Below are 17,921 nucleotides of genomic sequence, written 5' to 3'. Positions count from 1 at the left end.
AGTCCTCGCTAGAAGGCCTCGGTCAATCGCACGAGCGCACTGCGCCCGGGCGCGATCTGCGTCGTGTTGAAGCCGTTGGCTATCTTGAGGACGTATTGATGGTTTAGCAGATTCTCGACGTCGACCCGAACGCCGAGGCCGTGGTTCGGCGTCCCGACGAGCGTTCGGCCAAGGGATGCGTCGAACGCGAGATGCGAGGGGAGACGCCCCGAGAGCGATGTCGTCGCGTTCTCGAATGCGACTGGATAGCCCGTACCGTAATCGCCCTGCAGCGTTGCGTACCACTCCCGCGCGGGCCCGAAGCGCGCCGTGTATCCTGCCGTCGACGCAACCGTTTGGTCGTGATCCTCCGGCGAAAGCAGTTCGGGCGAGGTCAGCGGCACTCCCGGCGGATTCGGCGCGGGTCCGAAGAGGAACGTCGAGCCCGATATGCCGCCGGCCTGCGACGACGAGACCGTGGTCGTGACGTACCACGAGTTGCCGTTCTCGAGGCGATCCTCGAGGCGCATCTCGACGCCCGTATAGCGGCCGAGCGCATTGTTGAAGACGGCGAAGAGCGGCGTATTCAAGAGCTGCGTCGTGTCGAGCACGTTGATGACGTTACGCTCGTCGAGGTTCACGTAGCCGGTCATCGTCGGAGAGAACGCGTGCTGCAAGCCCATCTCGAAGTACGCGTCTCGCTCGGGCTGCAGGTTGTAGACGGGATTCGCCGGGCAGCCGCCGGAGCCGGCTCCCAACAACGCGCAGGCTTGGCGAACGTCCTCCAATTGAGGCGCTGCGTAGAACCGCCCGTAGTAGACATGGACGATGTTTTTGGGATCGGCTTGGAGGTTCGCTGCGATTCGCGGTTCGAGCATGTCCCCGCCGACGTAGCCGGTCGAGCGATCGTATCTCAGGCCGTACTGAATGGAAAGGATTCGTATCGGCGTCCACGTGTCTTGCGCGTAGAGTCCGATCGCGGAGCCCGCCCGAGCTTGCGCCGTGTAGACCGGGTAGTACGGCGATACCGGTGAGAGCGTCGAATTGCACTGGACGTAGTAGCATGCGAAGGTCTCGTTCGCCGTAAAGTTCTCGCGATCGGCATCGATCCCGATCTTCCACGCATGCGTTCCCGTCGCGCGAAAGTCGCTGACGCGGATCCCGGCGTAGGCGGCCAGGCGATCCTGATCGAGTCCTACGAGGTGGTCCAGCGTTCCCGTGTTGGGATCGAACTGGGTTGCGAGCACGTCATTGGCCAAGTCTCCCGCGTAGACGACGCGCGTCATGCGATACCACGGAATCACTTGGAAGACGCCGCTTCCGTCGCGCGACGCAAGCGTGTAGTTCGCGCTCGCGAAGCGGTCGTACTCGCGCTGTACGTCGTCGGTCCCGGGAGCGCTCGTCACGGGGTCGAGCGGATTGCTCGGGTCGGCGTTGATCGGAATCTCGAACTGCGAGAACTGATTGCCGTAATCGAAAGCGAGCGTGGAGCGGCTGTCGATCTGCGTGATCGCACGCAGGAACTCGTCACTCGAGGAGCTGTTGTCGTGGATGGGCACGTACGTCGGCGCGTCGATTCCATAGTTCGTCTGCTGGGTGTTCACGTCGAGAAACACCTCGGTCGAGCCCGAGCGTGCCTCGTCGGCCAGCTCTGCGATGGCTTGGCCGTAGTTGCCCACGCCCTCGGTTAACCGGCCGAAGTTTCCCTGTCCGATGTCGCTCGAGCGGTCGGTGATGACGTTGACGAGGGCGCCCATGCGCTCGCCACCGTACTCGGCCGGAAAATCACCCGTATATATCTCGATCGAATCGATGTCGGCAGGATCGACGATCTGCGCGAAGTTGGAGCTGGTAGCGAGCGGGAGCGGAGCCCCGTCGATATTGTAGGTGACGCCGTGAAAACCGAGCGCAACCGGCTCGTCATAGGAGAAACGCACGATGCCCGGCATCGTCTCGATCAACCGGTTCAGATCGTTTTCATCGGGGGAAGCCTGGATCGCGCTACGGTCGATCTGGTTTACGCCGACTGGCGTCCCCGTGACGCCTGCGTTCGCGGCGACCGTCGCGTGGGCGATCGCGTGCAGATGAGAGAGTGCGACGTCGACGGTGACGATGGAGTCGCTCGAGACACTCAGTGTATAGGAGCGGGCCAACGCGCTGTCGGCGTGCGCGGTCAGAAGGTAGTCGCCGAACGGAACGGTTGAGAAGACGTACACCCCGTGTGCGTCGGTCGTCGCGACGAAGCGCGAGCCCTCGCCCACGAGCGTGACGCGCGCTCGCGGCGCCGGCGCGCCATCGAGCGTAACGGTGCCGCGGACGAGACCTGTCGTCGCCGCGCCGGCGACGGCAAATGCGAAGGCGAAGGTTGCAACCTCGATGCTGAGTGCGGCAAAAAGCGCCGCAAGAATGCGAAACACAGACTCCCTTTCGAAAGGAACGCGGTAGCGGTTGGAAGAGGCGCTTACGCGCCGAGTACCGCGGTCGGGGGAGGACGAGCGTAACGGCGGGCCGCGCGCAGGATGCGTGAGACCGTCGGCGTCGGGCAAGCGCGGATGCGCCACGCGAGAGGGCGCTGGGCGAAGCGGCCGCAGCGAATCGCGATGGCGGCTGCAGCCAAGAGGGAGATAGCACCGCGCGCCAGGACCAGCAGCAGCCATGCAGCTAGCGCGACGGCTGCGAGCAGCAACGGCGGCGAAACGGTTTGATGCCGCGGTTCGAGATGCTCGGCGAGCGCCAGCCACGAGGCGGCAGCCACAGTGAGAGCGGGCCAGCTCGGAACCGCGGTTTTCAGCCGGGCGGCCAGAATGGAGCCCTCTTGCGTTCGTCCGGCGCCCGCCCAAGCGAGCGCCCCAACGGCAAGCACTCCTCCGAGCAGCGCGAGCGCGCTCAGCACGAGGAGTAGCTCGTGGTAGGAGCCGCCTATCGCGTGGCCGCTGCCGTAGCCGGCAGCATGGGCCAAAAGCGAAGCAATAAGCCCGAATACGACGGCTCCTGGGAGCTCTCTCGCCCTCATCGAGGCCGCAACTTTCGTCCAGTCGCAAGGGTTGGCCTTGAGCGGGCGTCGTACACTCCCGGCCCCTCCCCCTAGGCGCAGCCCGTCTTTTGGGGGATACGTATCTCCAAGAAAGGCATGGCGACAGCACCTAACGTGAACTCCCGCCTCCCGGTCGAGAATGCCGACACGGTCAGCTTGGTCTGCGCGCTCCTGGCGCGCTTTCCGGAGCTGGCTTCGATTCGCGCCATGCCGGCAGAGGGTACGGTGCGTCTCACCTTCGCCGTGCGGCAGCGGCTCGACCGCGCCGCCCAGCGGCAGATCGCCGAGCTCGTGAGCGATCACGTCGGCGCTTTCGTTCTGCTCTCCGGCGGGGCGCCGGAGAGTCTGCGGGTCGAGTGCGAGAGCGAGCGGCCGATGAGCTTTATTCACGTGACTCGGGATTTGGAGAGTTTCTCGAAGGACGAGCTGGAGATGCTCGGGGCCTTCTTTCTTGCCCGCTTCGAAGACGCACTCGTCTGTAGTCCTCGCGCCGACGACGGCTTCGAGGAGGACGAAGCCGCCCAAGATGAGGCGGCGCTCTACGCGATCGAGGCGCTACGCGATCCCACGCAGTCGAAGAATCTCGTCGGCTTTCGCGAAGAGAAACGCGTCTTGGTGTATTTCCTGAAGGCCCAGAAGAAAGCAAAGGCATCGGCTCGCCGCTAAGCTCGCTGAATCTCCTCATCATCGGCGACGTCGTCGGATCCCCTGGGCGCGATACCCTCAAGCGCCTGTTGGCGTTGCTTCGGGAGCAGCACCGCGTGCACGCGTGCATCGCGAACGGCGAGAACGTCGCAGGCGGCTTCGGGCTTACCGCGCAGACCGCGCAGGAGCTCTTCGATACCGGGGTCGACTTCATCACCGGCGGCAACCACATCCTGGACAAACGCGATTTCGGCGCGTATCTCGACGCGTCAGAGCGCGTCCTTCGCCCGGCGAACTATCCCGAAGGATTTCCGGGCCACGGGTACGGCACGTTCTCGGTCGAGGGCGTCACGGTAGGTGTGATCAACGTCATGGGCCGCACGTTCATGCCACCCGTCGACGATCCGTTTCGCGCGGCAGACGCCTGCCTCCAGGGATTGAGCCCGCAGACGCGCGCGATCGTCGTGGACGTGCACGCCGAAGCGACGTCGGAGAAGGTGGCGCTCGGGCGGTATCTCGACGGCCGCGTCTCGCTGGTCTACGGTACGCACACCCACGTCCAGACCGCGGACGAGCAGATCCTTCCCGGCGGAACCGCCTTTATCAGCGACGTCGGTATGACAGGTCCGACCGACGGCATCATCGGCATGGAGCAAAAAGCCGTGCTCGACCGGTTCCTGGTGGGCGTCTCGGACCGCTTCTCGGTGCAGAAGACCGGGCCACGGCAGTTTTGCGCGATCGTCGTTGCCATCGATACGGCCAGCGGTAAGGCGACGGAGATCAAGCGGCTCTTCCTTCGCGGCATCCCGTGATCGTCGATTTTCACTGTCACACGATCGAGAGCGACGGCTCTCTTACGCCGCAGGCCTTGGCCGACTACATGCGCGATCGCCGCGTCGACGTCTTCGCGATATCCGACCACGACACGCTCTCGGCGTACGGCGCCTTTCGTGCGGCCGCCGGGACGCGCGTCGTCACGGGGATCGAGATCAATACCACCTGGCGGGACAATGAGGTACACCTGCTCGGCTACGCGCTTCCTTTAGATGATGCCGCGCTGAACGCGATGCTCGAGCGCAACCGCGCCGAACGCCGTGCGCGCGCAGAGCGCATGGTCGTGCAGCTTCAGGCCGCCGGCTACCGGATCACCTTCGGCGCGGTGCTCGAAGAAGCGCGCGGCTCGAAATCGCTCGGGCGCCCGCACGTCGCCAAGGCGCTCGTCCGCGCCGGCGAGGCCTCGGACGTGGCTGCGGCGTTTCGCGGCCTGCTACGACGTGGGCGCCCCGGCTACGTTCCCTCGACGCACGTAACGCCGCCGGAGGCCATTGCGTGCATCCGCGATTGCGGGGGCATTGCCGTGCTGGCGCATCCTGGCCGCTTGAAGGACCGGGGGATCATCGATGCGCTCGTCGAGCACGGCCTGCACGGCTTGGAGGTGTTCTACCCGCTCCATGACGACGACGACGTCCGCTTCTTCCGCGAGAAGGCGAAGGAACGTGGGCTCGTCATGACGGCGGGATCGGATTTTCACGACATCCGCTATCACGCCCACGGCGTCGGGATGCGCGTGGACGACGAGGCTATTGCGCCTTTTCTCGCGCTTGCCGGAGCAGCATAGCGCTCTCGGTTTCGTAGGCTTCCATCGCGTTGCGCTGGTCGTCCACGACCGCCCGATCGTTCATGGCGCGGTGGTTGATGCGCACGTTGTAGGCGCACGCGGCCAGTGCAGCCGCAGCGAACTCGCTTGCGCTCGCGGCATCGCTCGCAAGATGCGGGTTACCGAGGTCGAGCGCCTCGACGGCGAGGCGCTGCACGTCGAGTGCGAGCGACATCGCGCGCAGAGGCTCTTGCGCGGCGCGTATTAGTGCCTGCTGCCGAGCATCGCCGCGCGCTGCCACGACGGCCGCGAAGGCATCTTCGTCGCGCGACCCAGCCTCCAACAGCCGCTCGCGCAGCAGGTCGGCGCGCGACGCTATGCCGTGCGCGCGCCCGCGCTGCGGTGCGTAGCGCGGATTGCCCGCGGTGATGCGCGCAGCCATTGCAACGAGCGATGCCCCGAGCGCTGCGACGATGGTCGCAGCACTACCGCCGCCGGGCGTGGGGCTCGTCGAAGCAAGCTGTTCGAGGTATGCTGCGAGGCTCTTCACGAGAGGTGCATTTTTGCAACGGGGATGAGGGGCCTTTCGGCGAAGGAGCGCGGATGCAAACTGCCGTTGCGCCGCAAGGTGACGTCAAAGACCGTACGCTCGCCGAGCAAGGACGCGCGCGGATCGCGTGGGCCGGCGCGTACATGCCGGTCCTCGCACAGATTCGCGAGCGTTTCGAGCGCGACAAACCGCTGCGCGAGGTGCGGATCGGGGCGTGCCTGCACGTCACCACGGAGACGGCGAACCTCATGCTCGCGCTGCAGGCCGGCGGGGCGCAGATCGCGCTCTGCGCCAGCAACCCGCTCTCGACGCAGGACGACGTTGCGGCAGCCTTGTGCGAGAACGGCATACCCACGTTTGCGATCAAGGGCGAAGATCACGCGCGGTATTACGCACACATCGAGTCGGTGATCGCGACGCGCCCCCAGATGTCGATGGATGACGGCTGCGATCTCGTCACCACGATCTTCAAGAGCCACAAAGAGCTGCTCCCGCACATGATCGGCGGCTGCGAGGAAACGACGACCGGCGTGATTCGGCTACGCGCGATGCAGCGCGACGGCGTCCTGCCGTATCCCGTGGTTGCCGTCAACAATGCGCTGACCAAGCACATGTTCGACAACCGATACGGAACCGGGCAATCGACGCTCGACGGGATCATCCGAGCGACGAACGTGCTCCTCGCCGGCCGCACCGTGGTCGTCGTCGGCTACGGATGGTGCGGGCGCGGCATCGCCTCGCGTGCGGCGGGGATGGGTGCGCACGTCGTCGTCATCGAGGTCGACCCGCGCAAGGCGATCGAAGCGGTGATGGACGGTTACCGCGTGATGACGATTGCCGAGGCGGCGAAGATCGGGGACGTCTTCGTGACCGTGACCGGTAACTATCACGTCATTCGTGAGGAGCATTTCCGCGCGATGAAAGACGGCGCAATCGTCTGTAACTCCGGCCACTTCAACGACGAGCTCGATCTCGACGCGATTGCTCGTCTCGCCGTACGCAGGACGCAGCCTCGCGCCTTCGTCGAACAGTTCGAGCTCGCCGACGGCCGGCGGGTGTGCATCCTCGCGGAAGGCCGGCTCGTCAATCTCGCGGCGGGCGAGGGCCATCCCGCTGCCGTGATGGACATGTCCTTTGCAAATCAGGCGATGTGCGCGGCGTTCCTCGCTGCGGAGCACGCACGGCTCGAGAAGAAGGTGTACGACGTACCGATCGAGATCGACGAAGAGGTCGCGCAGCTCAAGCTCGCGTCGATGGGCATCGGTATCGACACGCTGACGCCGGAGCAGGAGAAGTACATGGCATCCTGGAGCGAGGGAACGTAAGTGGCATATCGTCGGCTCTTTACCTCTGAGTCGGTCACCGAGGGGCATCCCGACAAGCTCGCCGATCAAATCTCGGACGCTGTTCTGGACGCATTGCTGAAAGACGACCCGCAATCCCGGGTTGCCGTCGAGACGTTTGCGATCACCGGGCAGATCCATATCGCGGGTGAGGTGACGACGAAGACCTACGTCGACATTCCGCGCCTCGTGCGCGAAACGATTCGCGAGGTCGGATACACGCGCTCGTCCATCGGCTTCGACGCCGAGACGTGCGGCGTGAGCGTCTCGATCGACGAGCAGTCACCCGACATCGCGCTCGGCGTCGATAAGTCGCTCGAGGCGAAGGCCGGCGACGATGACGCGTTCGAGCTCACCGGTGCCGGCGATCAGGGCATGATGTTCGGCTACGCGTGCCGCGAGACCGACGAGCTCATGCCGTTGCCGATCGTGCTCGCACACAACCTCACCCGTCACCTGGCTGCGGTGCGGAAGAACGGAGCGATTCCGTACCTTCGCCCGGACGGCAAATCGCAGGTCACCGTCGAGTACGATGGCGACAAGCCCGTCCGTGTGGATGCGGTCGTCGTCTCGGCACAGCACGACCCCGAGATACCGCTCGAGGTCATTCGCAACGAAATTACCGAGCGGGTGATCAACCACGTGATTCCCGAGGCGATGCACGATGCGCGCACGCGCGTGTTCGTGAATCCGACGGGACGTTTCGTCATCGGCGGACCGAAGGGCGACGCGGGCTTGACGGGACGCAAGATCATCGCCGACACGTACGGCGGCATGGCGCGCCACGGCGGCGGTGCGTTCTCGGGGAAGGACCCGACCAAGGTGGATCGCTCGGGCGCCTACGCCGCGCGCTGGGTTGCGAAGAACGTCGTCGCGGCAGGGCTTGCGGACCGCTGCGAGGTGCAGCTGGCATATGCCATCGGCGTCGCGCATCCGGTGAGCGTGCTCGTGGAAACGTTCGGCACCGGGAGAATGCCGGACGAGACGATTGCCCAAGCGATTGCGGACGTGTTCGATCTGCGGCCGGCCGCGATCATTCACCATCTCAACTTGCGGCGGCCAATGTATCGGCAGACCGCATCGTATGGGCACTTCGGCAGACCCGAGCTCGATCTGCCGTGGGAGAAGATCGATCGCGTGGAGGCCCTGCGCCGGGCCACGCGTTTTACCGGCGAGTCTCTGCGCGTACCGAACTTCGCAAGCTAGCTCCTGCAGGCACCGCAAGGTGCCGCTCGAATGGACCCCCTCGGGCAACTACGCACTTGCCCATCGGAGGTACATGGTATGCGGCGTTTCCTCGTTTTTATCGCATTCGCCGGCCTGAGCTTCGGCCTGGCGAGCAGGTTGCCGGCTGTCGCGCAGCAGCAGCCATCCATCGCAGTAATGAACTTCTCAACGCAAGGTCTCACCGGTGACTGGTGGGGTCAGTTCCAACCCGGGGTTGCGCTCTCTGATCTCGTCACCGACGAGCTGGTCAACGAAGGCAACTTCAACGTTGTGGAGAGAGCGAAGCTCGGCGACACGATGCAAGAGCATCAGCTCGACACGTCAGGTGCGGTCGATCCCGAGACCGCCGTTCGGGCCGGTCGCTTGGTCGGAGCACACTTCCTGGTCGAAGGTAACGTTCTGCAGTTCGAGCAGACGGGAGCCTCGGGTGCCAACGCCGGGCAGGCCATCGGCGGAATTCTCGGCGGCGTCGCCGGAGGCTATCACAGCACGCGCGTAACGATCAAAGTCGCGGTGCGCGTCGTCGACACGCAGACCGGGCGTATCGTGCAAGCCTTTGACGACGAGCAAACGCAGACGGCGAACTCATGGGGCGCCGGCGGCATCAGCTTCTTGAGCGGCACGTACGGAAGCTACCACAACTCGAACTTCACGTCGTCGACGATGGGGCATCTCATCGACGCGGAAGCGAAGCTGATCGCTGCACACATCGATCCGCATCGGCTGGCATCGGTGCCGGCGATGCCGACGCTCTGGGGGCGTATCATCGGGTTCGACAACGGCTACTACATCATCAACGTCGGGTCGTCACGCGGCGTCTCGGTGGGACAATACTTCCAGGTCAACAAGGTGATGCAGGTTCGTGACCCGGGCACCGGACGTTATCTGACGGTGAACGAACCCACGGGCCGGTTGCAAGTTACGGCGGTGAGCGGCGAGACCGCGATCGCTCGACGCGTTTCCGGCGCTCCGAAAAAGGGAGAGCAGGTACAGTCGGAACCGTAACGCGCCTTTAGTCGCCGCAGCAGTTGGCCGCGAGCTGACCGCAATCGGCGCAAAAGGCCTTGGCGTGCTTGTAGATGAACGTCGTGCCGCCGCACTGGTAGCAGCGCAGGACATCGGCCTCGTTGGAATTTGCCTGGTTGATTTCCCTGCCTTATACTGCTGATGCGGCGGCCCCTTGCCGCACGTTCCGGATTAGCTCAGTTGGTAGAGCAGCTGACTGTTAATCAGCGGGTCGCTGGTTCGAGTCCAGCATCCGGAGCCACTTACAGGAGTGGAAACCCTTGATTTGTCGAGGGTTTTCGCTTTTGTAGGGATTGCGCAAGCGAGCGTGTCCGACGTTCTGGTCACCATTTGGTCACAGGAAGTCTCGGACGGCTGCATGAGCGAGGCTTCGAGCCGGTCTGCAGCAGCACGCTTCGCTCGCGTCGTGGCCTTGGCATAGACGCGCATCGTCATGTTCAGGGTCGAGTGTCCAAGGAAGTGCTGCACTGTTACCGGATCGACTCCCGCTTCGATGAGCAGGCTTGCGAACGTAGCCCTTAGGTCATGGAATCGAACCCGACGCACGCCGCACGTCTTTGCGAACTCGATCCACGCTTGGCCGAATGTATCCGGGTGCCACGGCTGGCCGTCCCCACGATCAAAGACCAGGGTCTCTGACTCCTGATCCAAGCCCAGAACCTGCAGTCGCTGTGCTTGAGCGACTTTGTACTCTCGAAGCTCCTCAACGACCGAGGCCGGAATCGGTATGGCGCGTTTGCTCGACGCGCTTTTTGGCGCCTTCTCTTTGATGGCGTAGCCGTCCAGTCTGTCAACTTCTAGCGAGCGTCGCACAGTGAGGGAGCCATCCACGAGGTCGAAGTCCTCCCACTTAACTGCGAGCAGTTCGCCTCGCCGAACGCCGGAGTATAAGGCGATTAGGACAGGGCAGAACAGAGCCGTGTTTCTTGCAGCGGAAAGCAGCGAGCGTACTTCCTCTGCCTCTAATGGCCGCTTCTCTGACTCGGACGCTTTTGGGGGTTTGACGTACCTGGCGGGATTCTCGTCCAGCCATTTACGCTCTATCCCAAACGTGAGCGCCGTTTTAAGGGTGCGGAGGACATATCGGGCCGTGGTTCCTGAGATTGTCCCCTTTCGCTTATCCTTGCGGCTGGCGCTCATCCAAGCGTCTCGCGCGGAAGAGATTGCCTCTGCCGATAGCTCGCAGAGTCTATCGGGACCTAGCTCTGGTCGTAGATACAGCCGGACCACGCTTTCGTATGAAGCGTAAGTCCGCGATTCAATCGAAGGGCGCACGTCGGCCAACCACGCATCGAGTAGATCGCCGACTGTTCGCGTCTGCGGTTGTGCTTTCTTTGCCTTAGCTTCGGCCAGGTACTTCAGCGCGAGTCGCTCGGTTTCGCCCTTAGTGCGCGAGGTAAAGCGTTTCTGCTTCCGCCTTCCGTTCTTGCGTGGCAGGTCAATGAGCACGCTCCACTTGTCGCCGCGTGCTTTGGCCTTGACTTGCAAGGTTGTTCTCCTTTCTCCGCCCGCGTAAGGGTCAGGCGGTGCCGGTCGGTTCGGCGTCCATACGGAGGACACTTTCAAGCCCGGCTATCGGGACCACTACGCGCCTTCCGAAACGCACGGCGGGAAGTTCTCCGCGCCTCACGGCCTCATAGGCGGTATTTATTCCGATGCCAAGCATTCCAGCGGCCTCAGCCACGGTCATGGTAAGACGCTTGTGCTCGGGCATGTTTGCAGAAAGCGGCGACGAGCTTTCGTCCCGCTTGGATCGTGTATGCAAGTTTGGTTTACCTTGGTCGCGCCCTACGGCCCTACGGTTCGAGGTTTTAGACGTATACCTCGAAGGCCGGTGCGCTCGCGCTATAGGCGGCGCTCAGTGTTTACGCGCTTTTTCGCTTTGTATTCTCCACAGAATACCTTTTGCCCCAGAATTGCGAATCGCGCCGACGCACTGCGCCTCGCGATTGTGTGACTGCTCCCCTTACCAGTATAGTACCGCGAAACAGGCCTTTTGTCGAGCACCTCTGTTGGATTTTTTCCTTCGGTGTACACCCGAAAAACTGGTCTACTGAATGGTAATGACGCAGCCGGGACTTTTTCGAGTGTAATTCGGTGGTTGGGCATCAGCCGGGTTACTGAAAGAGCGACAGTAGCCACCCGGCTAGGAGTAAGACCGGAATCGCGACGATGATCACGACCACCGCGATCCATGTCGCCGAGGCATTCTGTGGCTGTTGGCAGGGTTGTATTCGAGGCCGCGCGCTCAGGTCATCACTCCCTATCTCCGTCGCGTCGTCGTCATAGTACGCGCCGCGGAACGTGCCGAGGCTGGAGACGTTGCCGGGTTCGAATGGGTCGCTGCTCATGGGTTTGGGTAAGCCGCTTTGCGGTCGTAGTCGTCAGTCATACAGAACCCGACTCCCTTGAAGTTTTTCGCGCAAGCATCATGCACGTTGCGTGCTCGGTCTTTATCTCCAAGTGTTACAAAGCAGGCTTCCAGCGCTTTGGAGTACTCAGCAAGGGATAAGAGCACCACAGCGGCCGGATTCCTTGCATCCCCCGTCCATGTCTCAAGAAACATCGTCGCTGCTTGCGACTCGTCGCACGCTTTCCATACGGCCTCATAAGTCGTATCATCCAGGGACTGAGCACATTCGTCGCTTTCGAGCAAGCCTTCCAGAACTTTGGTAATTCGTTTCCATGCGGGGACAGAAACTCGTGCCTTGGCATCCATGCGCGACGTGTTATGTAGACGCCGCACGGTTCGCACCAGTTTTCTCTGAAACGCTGACGCTCGATGTTCTCGCTCCCGCGCCTCAAGTTGTTTACGGTATTCGAATTTTCGTTCTTCGAGTTGCAGTTGGTTCCCGAGCGATCCCCGCAAAGTCACGAAAGCGACAGCAGCGCTGATAAGACCGCCGACTATGGTCCCGATTAGCCCTTGAATCAATTGCTCCACATTCGCTAAGCAGGTCCTTCGGTACTGCGACGCCGCTGCCCTTTGGTGTGGTCTAGCATCACTGCCTAACGTCGCCACGCAGCGCGGGCTGAACGTCCGAACCAATGTCGCAATAATCGCTCGCACACGTTGACTCCGTTTCGACGAAGCGGTCGTGAGCGGCGCGGCCAAGTTGCACGACCTGATCCTCCGTGAGCGCGCCGCGCATCCAATAGCGCGAAGGCGCGACCAAGAGCCAGAAGCACTGCCGGTACGCGGCGTCAGTTCCAAACTCGACGCCCAAGAGCTTCTCGTACACGTAGGCTTGGCTCGCGAGTGCAGGTGCACGCTCCAGCGTGTTCGGCGTGTCGGCTTCAGTCACGCGACGGCCTTCAGTGCTGCGCGGCCTTCAGCCGTCAGGACGTAGACGCGCTCACCCTCTTGGACGTTATGGAGGCGCAATAGCCCGCGCGAGCAAAGCTCTTCAAGCGCACTGCTCGAATCAGATTCGAGGAATGCAGAGACCGCGGCGGCCCAAGCGCATTGCTCTTGCTCCTCGATCCAACTGGCGGCCTGAAGTGTTTCCATGAGGTCACCCGGAATTTTCAGCAGAGAGGCTTCGCCGGAGTCGCTCGCGCGAACCTCAGCAGAACCATCCCCCCTCTTAGTGCGCTGCTTCGCTTTCTTCGCGGCCTCCGCGCACTTGGCGGAACACGTTGACGACCGCCTAGCTCGGGCGGATGGTACTGGTTCGGAGCAGCGTTCACACTTGGCCGGAAGTCTTTTCATGTTCGATCCTTTTCGAGGAAGTCGGGACACGCCGAATGTCCCGACATAGCAAAATGTCCCGGGTTGTGTCCCGACTTTTGTCCCGGGTTAGGTTTTCGAATGGGAGGACGCAGTAGGTGTGGTGGTGGCCGGGCGACGATGTTTATCGTGCGCATGCTGCAACCCTACCCCGTCGACGTGACTTAGGTCATATCACTTCAGCGGTTCGACGATGTAGGATTGATACATGATGAACTTAAACGCAGTTCTCGGCCACATAATCGCTCGCTCCACAGTGCCGAACGTACCTGATATGAGAGTGCGCGACGCGTGCGCCATGATGGCGTATCTGTTCCTTCAGCGCTTACTGGCCGGTGCAGGAAGCTCAGTCGTGGTGCTCCGCCTATTTCAGTACTCCGGCCTCGGATATATGGCGCTCACGAAGTCTCGCTCGCTGCGCGCCGCGCTTGTCGCGCGCGGTTTCTAGTGACCAAGTTCATCGCGTACTACCGCGTTTCAACGAAGAAGCAAGAACGCTCAGGGCTTGGGCTTGACGCCCAACAGTCAGCCGTCAGCGAGTACGTAAGGCGCGAGGGTGGGCGCCTTATAGACTCCTACCGCGAGACGGAGTCCGGCCGTGTTAGCTCGCGGCCCGAGCTTACGAAAGCGGTTGCTCACGCGCGACGAGCCGGTGCAACCCTCGTTACCGCAAAGCTCGACCGGCTGAGCCGTGACCTTGCGTTTCTATCGGCCTTCATGAAGAACGGCGTCTCGTTCGTATCCTGCGACTTCCCACAGGCAAACGTGTTCATGCTCCAGGTCATGGGTGCAGTGGCAGAGTACGAAGCTAAACTCATTCGCGAGCGCACTTCGGCGGCTTTAGCAGCGCGCAAGGCCCGCGGCTTGCCCCTGGGATCGCATATCCCCGCATGCCGCAACAACCTCCGCGGAAAAGCCGCAGCACGTGGGCGTAAACTAGGCGCCAGCGCAATGCGGGCCAAGGCTACCGAAGCCTATGCGGACCTGCTACCCATCATCGAGTCATATCGTGACCAGGGTAAGTCGTTCGAGTGGATCGCGCACAAGCTAAACCGGCGTCACACCACCCGTACGGACAAGCCATTTACGCCTATGACGGTGCACCGCATCTTGGGTCGTGCTTCCAGAAAGCGCGCATTGCCACTTCTTTTCGCGCAGGCGCGGCTCTAACCGTTTGGACGACTCAGAGGTCATCGAACCCATGCAAAAACTTGCATACGGGCTAAATCCGAAAGTGAGGCTGGCGTGAAGATAAACCACGGCCCAGGGTTTGCTGGCAACTTTTACCACGCGGCGCGTCGGTACGCGTTCGTGAAGCCGCCCGATGGGCGAATCGGTAAGGTGAAAGGGTGGTTTCCGGGGTGCGTGCCTGGGCCTAAGAAACCGCGAATCCGCGTCCGTAGGAGCGTGGCGAAGCCGGTCGATCCCGTTACCGGGAAAAGGCCTTACCGCAAGCGCTACAACAGTGCAGAAGCGTTCGCAGAGTGGCTTGAAATGCTGCGCGCTCAGCAGTAGTCCCGTATGTCAGAACACCGGCAGAATCATGCGTCCTCGGCGCAGTTTGAACTTTTGTCCCCCTGTGCCTCCAGAAAGAAAACCGTCCTATAGCGCTAGGGCTTTGTCATCACTGCGTTAGTCGCCTGGAGTCTTACCACAGACTTCGGTCGCTAGTAATAGGTGTTCGTTACGTTTATCAAAAGTGCGGCTTTCCCGCGTGTATTATTCCAAACGGTCCCGTCTGTGTATCGTGCATTTTGCACTATCACGGCGATGCTCGCCAGGGTTGGAACATTCCATGAACCGGTCCAACAGTTTCGCGCGACTTGCTTCCCGCTGTAAACGTCGTCAACGCTGCGGCCTCCCTGGATTAGAATTCCAGGAGCAAAATCGCCAGTTCGGGCGCTCGTTGCGTCCCAAACCACTTCGTTGAACGCGTCTGCAAACACCACACGAAACCGAACAGCGCTCATTTCGCGAGTGGTGTTATTCGTGAAGTCTAGGCACCAGCCCCAGTCGTCCGTTTCCGTACGGTCGTGATACCATCCCACGTAACTAATCCCGATGGGTAATTGCGACGCGGCCTTGGGGAAATGCGAAACTTCGCACCAGTTGTATTCATCCGCATCGTTTGCTAGGTCGGAGAGCCCGACAGAGCACTTCTCCGTCTGAACGGTGTCAGTCGGTCCAGTTGGCTCTGCCATTCCAGTCTCGTCGGTCCAAGCTCGGCATGGGAAAAGAGAAGCTAGCAAGACCAGCGCCACAGCTAGGAGGTGTCTCACGGTATGTCGACTTTCAGAGCCGCTTCGTCGACTACCTTCCGTAGCCAACAGTGTCGAATCTGTTGCATTCGTTGGCGCAACTCGATCCGTCTTTCACGGCTCGGTCTATACCACGCGATCCGGCTCGCGGTCTTCGGGAATCGCTTCCTCAGCTCGCGCAGCGTCAATCGGTGCAGTCGCGCAATGTGCCCCCAAAGCCCCTTGGCCTGAATCTTTCGGTGTACACCCGAGGCCTCGCAAGGTTCACAAACGACGGGAGTCTCTGCCCATCCCGGCGGAGACGAGAACGTACCTCCCGATGGTGCTCGGCGAGGGCGACGCGCGTTCACCCTCTCATACGTCGCCAGCCTTCGCTTTCGCTTACACGATCCGCAGTACAGCCGGTTACGTCGCGGACTCGGATCGTGGAATGGCGCGGCGCAGTCGCGGCAGCGCTGCTCCACGAAGGGGTACAGAGCTAACCCGCCAATACGGCGAGCAGTTACGCTTGCTGCTCTTGAGCCAGGAAGGGTGAGACTTTGTTTAGGAATCTGCTTCTCCTTATGTTTCTAGCCGGTACAGGGCTAGCCCTTGCGCAAACGACTCCTGGCCCGATGCAAACACCGCGCACAACGGCCATCAGCATCCCGCGCGGCGTCGTCGTCCCCGTACTCGTTACGAAGGACGTTCGCGTCGGTGGCAATTCGAGTCTTAACGGCGTCGCAAACACGCCGGTGGAGTTTGCTGTCGCCCAGGACGTGATCTGGAACGGTTATGTTATTGCGAAGGCAGGCGACCCGGTAGAGGGTCAGTTTACAAATGAGCGCAACGCGACAGGCCGTGTCTTTTCTAGCTCAACTTCCCAAGAGGTTGACCTAGGCATGGACACCCTCATTAATTTCTGCGGGGACACGATCCATCTGCACTTTACCCGCACGTTCGTTGGCGGCTCCTACAATAACCATGTGGTTTCATTTTTCACCTTTGGGCTTACCGGGCATCATACGAACGATGCGGTTTTTAAGGCTGGCAAAGTTCTGGAAACCCGCACCGATCGCTTCGAAAAGACCATCTGCGCAGAAAAGACGACCGCGCTGCCCCTACCGTTGCCGACCGATATGATCGCGCCCGATGACGAGTTGACCCCGGCACCTAATTAGGAATCGCTACGGCCTCCGCCATTGCGCGAAACTCAAGTGCCATTCTGGAATATTACCTTCGTAGCTGGTCGCGTACTCGTCCAGCGTTACGCCGTGTTCTCTGAGGAGGTGCACCTCGACCTCAAGGGGCCGAAGTTCGGCGATTCGATTAGCTCGCGAGCACATGTCGCAAGTGTGCCACGTCTTCAGCCACGCTTCGGGATATGGGGCGTTTGTGCGCCAGCAGTACCATCCAGCTTTTCGACTGTCAAAGCACACCTCGTACTAGCAACCCTTTCACCTGCTCGCGCGCATCATCCGGCAGTGCGAAGCTTGGCGGCCTCCGATCCCGACGCCGGAAGTAACGAACCTCCACGATTTCGGTTTTGCATTTGCAGGAAGCGTGAGTGCACCCGCTATCGTCGTGGCCGTTCTTCGCATGGCCGCAGCGCATGCAGTGATACGTTCGGTTTTCCGCCACGTTAGACCAGGCGCCGCATTCGCTGCTTCGTACCGATGGGTAGCGAATTGGCCCATGCAGTCGATACTCCGCCCAAGCGTGCACCCTCAGCGATGACGTAAGCCTCGCTGAAGTCGGCAGACTTGACGATGCCAGTCTGCTGTTCGAGCTTTACAAGACCGGCGAAGAGCGCGCTTAGGCGTTTTGCCTCGCGCTCGTTTTCGCTACTGCACCCTAGCGCATTCGCGATAGCTGCGTCGAGTTTTCCTAACTGTGCTTTCTTGTGCGCAGTAGGCGTGAACGCGGGTGCGGAGGCAAGCTCCCTCTCACGTTTTGCGCGTTTGCGCCGTAAGAAGCCTAGATGTAGTTTGTCGATGAACGACTGCGATTCGGTCGCGCTACCGCGTTCAGTTTCAGTTGCGAGGCTCACGTGCGCTTACCCGTAATGGCTGCGATGATCTCGGTAGGTTTCGCAGTTCGTGGATTTACGCGCTCGGACTTGGGGCCTTCGCCAATGAGTGCGGCCTCTGCTTCACTGAGTTCGTGGTCTTCTGCGAGGATGCCATCCGCATCTTCGACGATTTCGACGACAGCACCGCCAGGCTGATTGGCGTCTGCATAGAGTTTTACGCGCTTCACGATCTGCGAGACTTTGGCGCGGTTCTCAATCGCCTGGGCGTATGCGGCTTCTTGAACTTTCGCGAAGAAGCCGTCGCTCCATTCGTCGCGGCGCTTCGGTATCTGCGGGGACATGTTGGGAAGCTCGATGAGGTGCACGTGACCCATGTCGAAGTCATGCAGCAGAACTTGCGAATCCCCGTACGGCGTGTTAACGGGCACCATGCGCGCGGATAGCACCGGGATCGCGTGATAGACTCCGTCGTCGAAGTCAATCATTTGGTTCTTCTTGTATTTGAACTTGATGCTGCTCAC

18 protein-coding genes and 1 tRNA gene are annotated in these 17,921 nt (G+C 61.5%); 10 read left to right on the top strand and 9 right to left on the bottom strand.

Features of this window, described 5'->3' with window-relative positions; translation table 11 throughout:
- Positions 1-8: 8 nt before the first annotated feature.
- Together VMV82_06155 and VMV82_06150 are read right to left on the bottom strand one after the other, a co-directional pair.
- Positions 9-2,396 (bottom strand): TonB-dependent receptor, encoded by a 2,388-nt coding sequence (locus VMV82_06155; protein ID HUY41134.1) that lies wholly within the window; start codon positions 2,394-2,396, stop codon positions 9-11.
- A 44-nt stretch (positions 2,397-2,440) separates the two neighbouring features.
- Positions 2,441-2,992 carry a hypothetical protein gene (locus VMV82_06150; protein HUY41133.1) on the bottom strand — a complete coding sequence of 184 codons (552 nt, stop codon included), beginning with the start codon at positions 2,990-2,992 and terminating at the stop codon, positions 2,441-2,443.
- 135 nt (positions 2,993-3,127) lie between these two features.
- Between VMV82_06150 and VMV82_06145 the strand changes: the two genes are divergently transcribed.
- Genes VMV82_06145 through VMV82_06135 form a run of 3 tightly spaced genes read left to right on the top strand, consistent with a single transcriptional unit; the run spans position 3,128 to position 5,276 of the window.
- Positions 3,128-3,679 (top strand): hypothetical protein, encoded by a 552-nt coding sequence (locus tag VMV82_06145; protein ID HUY41132.1) that lies wholly within the window; start codon positions 3,128-3,130, stop codon positions 3,677-3,679.
- Positions 3,664-4,470 (top strand): TIGR00282 family metallophosphoesterase, encoded by an 807-nt coding sequence (locus VMV82_06140; GenBank protein ID HUY41131.1) that lies wholly within the window; start codon positions 3,664-3,666, stop codon positions 4,468-4,470. Before VMV82_06145 ends, VMV82_06140 begins: the two co-directional genes overlap by 16 nt.
- Positions 4,467-5,276 (top strand): phosphatase, encoded by an 810-nt coding sequence (locus VMV82_06135; GenBank protein ID HUY41130.1) that lies wholly within the window; start codon positions 4,467-4,469, stop codon positions 5,274-5,276. Before VMV82_06140 ends, VMV82_06135 begins: the two co-directional genes overlap by 4 nt.
- Here VMV82_06135 and VMV82_06130 read toward each other — a convergent pair.
- Positions 5,239-5,805: a cyclodeaminase/cyclohydrolase family protein gene (locus VMV82_06130; protein HUY41129.1), complete on the bottom strand. Its 567-nt coding sequence runs from the start codon at positions 5,803-5,805 to the stop codon at positions 5,239-5,241. The genes VMV82_06135 and VMV82_06130 overlap by 38 nt on opposite strands.
- A 53-nt stretch (positions 5,806-5,858) precedes the next feature.
- Between VMV82_06130 and VMV82_06125 the strand changes: the two genes are divergently transcribed.
- The 4 genes from VMV82_06125 to VMV82_06110 all read left to right on the top strand — a co-directional run bounded on the left by VMV82_06125 (position 5,859) and on the right by VMV82_06110 (position 9,642).
- The gene (locus VMV82_06125; GenBank protein HUY41128.1) at positions 5,859-7,130 is read left to right on the top strand and encodes an adenosylhomocysteinase; all 1,272 of its coding nucleotides are present in this window, start codon (positions 5,859-5,861) and stop codon (positions 7,128-7,130) included.
- Positions 7,131-8,354: a methionine adenosyltransferase gene (metK, locus tag VMV82_06120; GenBank protein ID HUY41127.1), complete on the top strand. Its 1,224-nt coding sequence runs from the start codon at positions 7,131-7,133 to the stop codon at positions 8,352-8,354.
- Positions 8,355-8,432: 78 nt separating this feature from the next.
- Positions 8,433-9,380 carry a CsgG/HfaB family protein gene (locus VMV82_06115; GenBank protein HUY41126.1) on the top strand — a complete coding sequence of 316 codons (948 nt, stop codon included), beginning with the start codon at positions 8,433-8,435 and terminating at the stop codon, positions 9,378-9,380.
- A 186-nt stretch (positions 9,381-9,566) separates the two neighbouring features.
- A tRNA-Asn gene (locus VMV82_06110) sits at positions 9,567-9,642 on the top strand.
- A gap of 1,278 nt (positions 9,643-10,920) precedes the next feature.
- Here the strand turns inward: VMV82_06110 and VMV82_06105 are convergent.
- The 4 genes from VMV82_06105 to VMV82_06090 all read right to left on the bottom strand — a co-directional run bounded on the left by VMV82_06105 (position 10,921) and on the right by VMV82_06090 (position 12,706).
- Positions 10,921-11,091, bottom strand: a complete 171-nt coding sequence (locus VMV82_06105) for a helix-turn-helix domain-containing protein (GenBank protein HUY41125.1) — start codon at positions 11,089-11,091, stop codon at positions 10,921-10,923.
- A 427-nt stretch (positions 11,092-11,518) separates the two neighbouring features.
- Complete coding sequence (locus VMV82_06100) at positions 11,519-11,752, bottom strand: hypothetical protein (protein HUY41124.1); 234 nt, start codon at positions 11,750-11,752, stop codon at positions 11,519-11,521.
- Positions 11,749-12,345 carry a hypothetical protein gene (locus VMV82_06095; protein HUY41123.1) on the bottom strand — a complete coding sequence of 199 codons (597 nt, stop codon included), beginning with the start codon at positions 12,343-12,345 and terminating at the stop codon, positions 11,749-11,751. The genes VMV82_06100 and VMV82_06095 overlap by 4 nt, the downstream gene beginning before the upstream one ends.
- 58 nt (positions 12,346-12,403) lie before the next feature.
- On the bottom strand, positions 12,404-12,706 hold the full coding sequence (locus VMV82_06090) for a hypothetical protein (GenBank protein HUY41122.1): 303 nt from the start codon (positions 12,704-12,706) through the stop codon (positions 12,404-12,406).
- Between the two features lie 699 nt (positions 12,707-13,405).
- Here VMV82_06090 and VMV82_06085 point away from each other — a divergent pair.
- From VMV82_06085 to VMV82_06075, 3 genes are all read left to right on the top strand, one after another.
- On the top strand, positions 13,406-13,579 hold the full coding sequence (locus tag VMV82_06085) for a hypothetical protein (GenBank protein HUY41121.1): 174 nt from the start codon (positions 13,406-13,408) through the stop codon (positions 13,577-13,579).
- The gene (locus tag VMV82_06080) at positions 13,579-14,301 is read left to right on the top strand and encodes a recombinase family protein (protein ID HUY41120.1); all 723 of its coding nucleotides are present in this window, start codon (positions 13,579-13,581) and stop codon (positions 14,299-14,301) included. Before VMV82_06085 ends, VMV82_06080 begins: the two co-directional genes overlap by 1 nt.
- A 1,702-nt stretch (positions 14,302-16,003) precedes the next feature.
- Positions 16,004-16,549, top strand: a complete 546-nt coding sequence (locus VMV82_06075) for a hypothetical protein (protein ID HUY41119.1) — start codon at positions 16,004-16,006, stop codon at positions 16,547-16,549.
- 461 nt (positions 16,550-17,010) lie between these two features.
- Here VMV82_06075 and VMV82_06070 read toward each other — a convergent pair whose 3' ends face one another.
- Both VMV82_06070 and VMV82_06065 read right to left on the bottom strand, forming a co-directional pair.
- Complete coding sequence (locus VMV82_06070; protein ID HUY41118.1) at positions 17,011-17,418, bottom strand: hypothetical protein; 408 nt, start codon at positions 17,416-17,418, stop codon at positions 17,011-17,013.
- Positions 17,415-17,921 carry a hypothetical protein gene (locus tag VMV82_06065; protein ID HUY41117.1) on the bottom strand — a complete coding sequence of 169 codons (507 nt, stop codon included), beginning with the start codon at positions 17,919-17,921 and terminating at the stop codon, positions 17,415-17,417. Before VMV82_06065 ends, VMV82_06070 begins: the two co-directional genes overlap by 4 nt.

The organism is Candidatus Dormiibacterota bacterium (assembly GCA_035532035.1).
Taxonomy (GTDB): domain Bacteria; phylum Vulcanimicrobiota; class Vulcanimicrobiia; order Vulcanimicrobiales; family Vulcanimicrobiaceae; genus Tyrphobacter.
Note: the sequence above shows the minus strand (reverse complement) of the source record. Positions and strands in the feature narration are given on the sequence as shown.